This window comes from bacterium, from assembly GCA_035528375.1.
Classification (GTDB): domain Bacteria; phylum RBG-13-66-14; class RBG-13-66-14; order RBG-13-66-14; family RBG-13-66-14; genus RBG-13-66-14.
In genome coordinates, this window is sequence record DATKYS010000078.1 from 1 (window position 1) to 2,056 (window position 2,056).

Genomic DNA, 2,056 nt, shown 5'->3' on the forward strand with positions numbered 1-2,056 from the left:
GCCAAAATGGCGGCGACACGCCCGTCGCCCAGCTTCTCGGTCAACTCGCCAAAACCTTCCAGGTCGGTGAAGAGGACGCTCACCTCGCGCCGGCCGTCGGGCAGAAGGTCGCCGTCCATCGTTTTCTACCCTCTCTTCGCGGCGGTCTTGAAGGCCGGGTCGTTCCTGGCGCGCAAAAGGGTCCGCAGGACCATGCCCGCGCCGAAACAGGCCGAAAGGCCCGCGGGAATCATCGTGAACCAGTCGGGAAGCTCGATCCCGCCGAGATTCACGCCGAGGTTTACCCCGAACAGGGGCAGAATGGCGGCGGCGCCGACCGTCAACGCCACGAGGAGACCGCCCCCCAGTAGCACGGCGGGCATCAACGAGCGGCGCATCGGCGGGATGAACACCTTCGGCCGCTTCTCGGCGGAAACGCCCCGCATCACGGCGGCACTCAGATTCTCCGGAGCCCGGAAGAGCACCGCCCGCTGAAGTTTTTCCTCGATCCGCCGGGCGAGGTCCAGCTCATCCAGGAGGTCCAGCCTGCGCCGGAGCTTTTCCCCGCCCTCGGCGAGCCCGGCGTCCAGCTTCTCCACGGCCCGGTCCACCCGCCCCTCGATTCCACCAGTCGAATCGGGGGCGTCGAACCGCTCCAACCGGGAGAGGGCCCGGTCCACCCGGTCGGAAATCTCCCCTTCCAGCCGGCCGACCCGCTCCTCGACGCCCTCGACCTTACGCCGCACCCTCTCCAGGGCGCGGAGGAAGGCCTCCCGCTCCTCGGGAGAAAGCTCACCGGCCGCGTATCGGTCGAAGAGTTCCCTCAGCTCGTCGGCGTCCATATTACCGCTGCTCCCCCTTCCCCGCTCGACCGACTACTTTGGGCTAAAAAATCCCTCAGCTCGTCGGCGTCCATCGTCACCCCCCGTAAAGCATAGCCCAAACCGGTCTTACCCGGCAACCCCGAACGAATCACCCGTCCGCTCGATGTATAGCTCCCGCAGCTTCTTCCTCCCCCGGTGGACCCAGGTCTTGAGGGTGGCCACGGGACACCCGAGGGCCGCGGCGGCGTCTCGGTAATCCACGCCCTCCAGGTACGCCAGCTCGATGGCCCGGCGCTCGTTCTCGGGCAGTTCGCCCAGAAGCCCGCGGACGAGCACCATCTCAGCGTCCGCCTCCAACCTGCGCTCCACCGAGGGCTCCTCCACGGCCGCCTGAGCCAGTCCCGGGTGCTCCCTGTCGTCCATGGAGACCGTTTCCAGGCGCCGCCGGGTCGCCATCCTCACCGCGGCGTTGTGGGCGATGCGGAATATCCAACTGGAGAATTTCGCCTGGAAGCGGAAACCGGCCAGACCGCGCCAGGCCCGCAGGTAGGCCTCGTTCGCCGCCTCCTCGGCCGCCCGGGGGTCGCGCAGGACGCGGTAACAGCACGTGTAAACTAAATCCTGTGTGGCGTGCACCAGCTCGGCGAATGCGTTCTCGTCACCCTCTATCGCCCGGCGAATCAGTTCCTGTTCGCGTTCCGTCTCCAAATGAAACGGCCCTCAAACCCTTTGATACAAAAAAGGCCGTATCGGTTTCGGCGCTTTTACCGGTGTCTGACTCAATTTTCCAATGGTAGGACGATGTGGTAGTATCGTCAAGGTGAAACGAAGTAGCGCGTGAGCGAAACCGGTCCCGACCGGGGCGTATCCAAGGGTGCGAGGCGAATACAGCGGACGGGGGCTTTCATGGATGTAGTGGGGTTCACCGCGGTCTTCATGGGGATCGGCATCGGGATGCTGGCCATCTGGCTTGACTTCCGGCGCAAGAAGCTCGTGCACGAGGAGAGGATGGAGGCGCTGCGCCAGGGCATCACGCCGCCCGACTGGCTGACCGACATCGAGCGGAAGAAAAAAACGCCCCGGGAGCGGGCGACGAAATACTTCATCTCCGGCCTCATCCTCTTCCTCATCGGGCTGTCGTGCTTCCTGGGCTGCACATTCATGGGCCTGCCGCTGTGGATCGGTTTCTGGGCCTCGATCCCGGGCTGGCTCGGGGTGGCGCTGATCGTGGTGGGGATTTTGATACTGAAAGG

The 2,056-nt window shown here is 65.1% G+C and carries 3 protein-coding genes; 1 reads left to right on the forward strand and 2 read right to left on the reverse strand.

The window, feature by feature from the left end:
- Positions 1-125: 125 nt before the first annotated feature.
- Both VM054_06260 and VM054_06265 read right to left on the reverse strand, forming a co-directional pair.
- Positions 126-821: a hypothetical protein gene (locus tag VM054_06260; protein ID HUT98661.1), complete on the reverse strand. Its 696-nt coding sequence runs from the start codon at positions 819-821 to the stop codon at positions 126-128.
- 108 nt (positions 822-929) lie between these two features.
- Positions 930-1,511, reverse strand: a complete 582-nt coding sequence (locus tag VM054_06265; protein ID HUT98662.1) for a sigma-70 family RNA polymerase sigma factor — start codon at positions 1,509-1,511, stop codon at positions 930-932.
- A 198-nt stretch (positions 1,512-1,709) separates the two neighbouring features.
- On the opposite strand from VM054_06265, the gene VM054_06270 reads away from it, so the two are divergent.
- Positions 1,710-2,056, forward strand: a 347-nt coding sequence (locus VM054_06270; GenBank protein HUT98663.1) for a hypothetical protein, incomplete at its 3' end; no start/stop codon positions are given.